Annotated in this window: 3 protein-coding genes; all 3 read left to right on the top strand. The window is 72.7% G+C overall.

The features are described 5' to 3' along the window. Positions 1–78 precede the first annotated feature (78 nt). Entirely contained in the window at positions 79–1,113 is a 1,035-nt protein-coding gene (locus tag SSOG_RS02115) for a GDP-mannose 4,6-dehydratase (protein ID WP_009712540.1), read from the top strand. Positions 1,114–1,152: 39 nt separating this feature from the next. After that, positions 1,153–1,866 carry a nucleotidyltransferase family protein gene (locus SSOG_RS02110; protein ID WP_009712539.1) on the top strand — a complete coding sequence of 238 codons (714 nt, stop codon included), beginning with the start codon at positions 1,153–1,155 and terminating at the stop codon, positions 1,864–1,866. 8 nt (positions 1,867–1,874) lie between these two features. Continuing rightward, positions 1,875–2,647 (top strand): NAD-dependent epimerase/dehydratase family protein (locus SSOG_RS02105; protein WP_039936350.1); only part of this gene is annotated, 773 nt, incomplete at its 3' end.

Raw genomic sequence — 2,647 nt, 5'->3', positions numbered from 1 at the left:
ATCACCACCCCACCGCTGAGCCATCTCCCGCTCCAGTACCACCACCACAACACCCCGCAACAGAAGTGGAGTTCCCGCATGTCCCAAAACAGGTCCGAAAACACCCAGAGTCCGGCCGCCGCCACCCCCGTCGCCGTCACCGGCGCGGAGGGGTTCATCGGCTCGCACCTGGTCGAGGCGCTGGTCGCCACCGGCCAACGGGTGCGCGCGATGGTGCAGTACAACTCCTTCTCCGACTTCGGCTGGCTGGAGACCCTGCCCCAGGACGTGCTGTCCGAGGTCGAGGTCGTCCTCGGCGACGTCCGTGACCCCGGGTCGGTCACCGGCCTGGTCAAGGGCGCCGAGGCGGTCTACCACCTCGCCGCGCTGATCGCGATCCCGTACTCGTACCGCGCCCCGCACTCGTACGTCGACACCAATGTCACCGGCACCCTCAACGTGCTGGAGGCCGTGCGCCACCTGGAGATCCCGCGCCTGGTCCACACCTCCACCAGCGAGACGTACGGCACCGCGCAGACCGTCCCGATCACCGAGGACCACCCCATCAACACCCAGTCCCCGTACGCCGCTTCGAAGGCGGGCGGCGACCGGCTGGCCGACAGCTATCACGCGAGCTTCGGCACCCCCGTGGTGACCCTGCGGCCGTTCAACACCTTCGGCCCGCGCCAGTCCATGCGCGCCGTCATCCCGACCGTGATCGGCCAGGTGGCCGCCGGGGAGCGCACCGTCACCCTTGGGGATCTGCGCCCCACCCGCGACTTCACGTACGTCAAGGACACCGCGGCCGCCTTCCTCGCCGTCGGCACCGCGCCCGCCGCGGACGTGGTCGGCCGCACCTTCAACGCGGGCACCGGCGGGGAGATCTCCGTCGGCGACCTGGTCGCCCTCGTCGGCAAGCTGATGGACACCGATCTCGACGTTTGCGAGGACACCCAGCGCGTACGCCCCGCCGACTCCGAGGTGATGCGGCTGGTCTGCGACGCCTCCCGGCTGCGCGCCGCGACCGGCTGGGCCCCGGCCCACAGCCTCGAAGAGGGCCTCGAGCACACCATTGCCTTCTTCCGCGACCCGGCGAACCTCGCCCGCTACAAGACCGACATCTACAACGTCTGACTCTCAGTCAACTTCCGTACCGGAGAGGAACCTCACCCCATGCACGCAGTCATCCTGGCCGGCGGCAAAGGCGTCCGGCTGCGCCCGTACACCACCGCCCTGCCCAAGCCGCTCGTCCCGATCGGCGAGCAGCACGCGATCCTGGAGATCGTGATGCGCCAGCTCGCGGCGGCCGGTTTCACCAGCTGCACCCTGGCCATCGGCCACCTGGGCCACATCATCCGGGCGTACGTCGGCAACGGCTCCCAGTGGGGGCTGCGCGTCGGATACGCCACCGAGGACAGCCCGCTGGGTACCATGGGCCCGCTGCTCACCATGCTCGACCGGCTGCCCGAACACTTCCTCGCGATGAACGGCGACGTCCTCACCGACCTCGACTTCGGCGATGTGCTGCGCAGACACAGGGAAGCCGAGGCGCCGCTGACGATCGCGACCTACGCTCGCCAGGTGAACATCGACTTCGGGGTGCTCAACACCGACGAGGGCCGGGTGGTCGGCTTCGCCGAGAAGCCGAGCATGGACTACCGCGTCTCCATGGGCGTCTACGGCGTCTCCCGCGACGCCCTCGCCCGCTACACCCCGGGCCTGCCGCTGGGCTTCGACGAACTGGTGCTGGACCTGCTGGAGGCCGGGACCCCGCCGCAGGCGTACGAGTTCGACGGCTACTGGCTGGACATCGGGCGGCCCGACGACTACGACCGGGCCAACGCCGAGTTCGACGCCCGCCGCGGCATGCTGATCAAGGGAGCGTGAGCGGGCCCGTGCGCATCCTCGTACTGGGCGCCACCGGCTTCCTCGGCGGGCACACCGTCCGGCATCTGCGCGCTCTGTCCGGCGTGCGGGTGCTGGTCGGCGCCCGCCCGTCCGGCCCGGTCCCGCATCCCGACCCGACTCCCGATCCGACCGCCGATCTCACCGTCGACCTGGCCACCGCCGACCCGGCTGAGCTGGCGGACGCCCTGCGGGCGCTCGCACCCGACGCCGTGGTCAACTGCGCGGGCGCGGTCGGCGGTGGCGCGGTGGCGCTCGCCGGGGCCAACGCGCGCGGCCCGGCCGTCCTGTGCGAGGCGCTGGCCGCCGCCGCGCCCGGCGCCCGCCTCGTCCACCTCGGCTCGGCGGCCGAGTACGGGGCGGGCGAGCCCGGCCGCCCCCTCGGCGAGAACGCGCCCGCACGCCCGCTCGGCGTGTACGGCGCGACCAAGCTCGCGGGCACCCTCGCCGTCCTCGACTCGGGCCTGGACGCCGTGGTCCTGCGGGTGTTCAACCCGCTCGGCCCCGGTTCCCCGGCGGCGAGCCTGCCCGGGCGGCTCGCCGCCGAGCTGCGGCTCGCGATGCGGCATGACCCCAGCGACGCCGACGACCCCAATGACGCCGACGGCGCCGACGGCGCCGACGAGCCGGACGCCACCGTCCGCGTCGGGGATCTGTCCGCCCACCGCGACTTCGTGGACGTCCGCGACGTCGCCCGGGCCGCCGGTCTCGCCGCCACCGCGCCCGGCCGGGCCCCGCGCCTCCTCACCATCGGCGGCGGCAC

It is taken from the genome of Streptomyces himastatinicus ATCC 53653 (assembly GCF_000158915.1).
GTDB lineage: Bacteria > Actinomycetota > Actinomycetes > Streptomycetales > Streptomycetaceae > Streptomyces > Streptomyces himastatinicus.
Note: the sequence above shows the minus strand (reverse complement) of the source record. Positions and strands in the feature narration are given on the sequence as shown.

Excerpts from the sequence above, each read along its gene's own strand:
- SSOG_RS02115 (WP_009712540.1), top strand. The coding sequence starts at position 79 with ATGTCCCAAAACAGGTCCGAAAACACCCAGAGTCCGGCCGCCGCCACC.
- SSOG_RS02110 (WP_009712539.1), top strand. The coding sequence starts at position 1,153 with ATGCACGCAGTCATCCTGGCCGGCGGCAAAGGCGTCCGGCTGCGCCCG.